This window comes from Xanthovirga aplysinae (assembly GCF_009711365.1).
Lineage (GTDB): Bacteria > Bacteroidota > Bacteroidia > Cytophagales > Cyclobacteriaceae > Xanthovirga > Xanthovirga aplysinae.
In genome coordinates this window covers 1-1,454 of sequence record NZ_SMMB01000406.1, presented here as the reverse complement: position 1 = coordinate 1,454, position 1,454 = coordinate 1, and the positions used below count along the sequence as shown (strand labels likewise).

At 34.7% G+C, this 1,454-nt stretch carries 1 protein-coding gene; it reads right to left on the bottom strand.

What is annotated here, in order from left to right:
* On the bottom strand, positions 1-935 hold a 935-nt coding region (locus E1171_RS01445; protein WP_222931330.1), incomplete at its 3' end, for a M28 family peptidase.
* Positions 936-1,454: the final 519 nt, after the last annotated feature.

Sequence of the window (1,454 nt, the reverse complement as noted above, 5' to 3'; positions counted from 1 at the left end):
ACAAAGTATTTTGAGCCAATCAAGCCTAACTCTTCCCCTCCAAAAGCAATAAATAAACTCCTGTATTTTGGTTTATTCAAGGCGTAATACTTGGCTAAATTCAATAACATGGCAACCCCACTTGCATTATCATTTGCCCCAGGGAAAACAGTATTAGAGCCCATCATCCCTAAATGATCATAGTGGGCAATAAATACCATCAAAGAATCAGGTTCCTCCCCTTCAATATATCCCAATACATTTTGTGACTTATACTTTTCAAAAAATTTTCCCTCCACCTCGAGGAAAAGTGTTTCTATAGATTCCTTAAAATTTACTTTTTTATTTTCTACAATAAAGGTGGGTTTTCTATACTGTACGGTGGAAGCACTCCAGGTTAGTTTATTATTGGTAAGAAGAACCGTTCCCTCAGCAGGATTTTCAGGGTGATACTTTAAAAAGTTAATTAAATCTTCAATTTGCTTTTGCTCTTCCTTACTAAAATCTTTCCTGTTGTAAGGTCCAACAACAATAAATTTCCCTTTTGATTCTTTCAGCTTTCCCAACAAAACTTCCTGGTTCAAAATATCCGGCACTTCCAAATGGATGGTAGGGAAAATACCTGACAATGAAGGAGAGCCAGGCTCTATGATGAAATCCTCCCCCGGAACTAATTCTTTTCCATCAACGCACAATTTCATTTTTGCAGGAAAAGTATTTACAGGCGTGTTGAATTTTTGAAAAAAAGACTTTTTAATCGGCCTTAAGCCAATTTTCTTAAATTCATCACCAATAAATTGGGCCGCCTTAAGGTCACCTCTTCCTACGTAACCTCTTCCCTTCAATTCGGCCGATGCCAGGGTATTTACAATACCTCTGGCATATTCTAAATCTTGGGCAACAATCCATGCCGGAATCAGAAATAAGAAAAGAACAAATAGAGGCTTTTTATCCATCAATTTTTTCAAATTTCCACATGCAAGCTTCCTAACAAATTTGGCTAAAAATTAAATGTGCCCCTTCAAAATTATATCCTCCCACAATTTCACCAGAAGCTTCAGCACAATTATAAGTTATAGTTAAATTTTCTTCATTTAAGATATATTCTCCTTCAGTGCAACTTAAAAACCTATCGCTCAAAACAGTACCATCAACCTTAAATTCAATAGTTTCTCAACTTTGTACGGGAGTCCATTCCGAGGGACCTCCATCACTGATATTAACTTCTAGCAACTGCCATTTACCAATCAAAGTATTAGGTTCCTCTTCAATTTCTTTTTCAGAATCACATCCAAATATTCGACAAAATAAAAATAAAGAAGGCGAGCATTAATTTCAATCGAATCATTTTCAGGATGGGTTTATAGTTTTGGATAGATTTAATACAACAATGACTTTAAAATATTAGAAATCAATTATTTATTGATTTATCCAATCTAAAAAAACCCTACCTAACTTCTTAAAATTGTAAAATC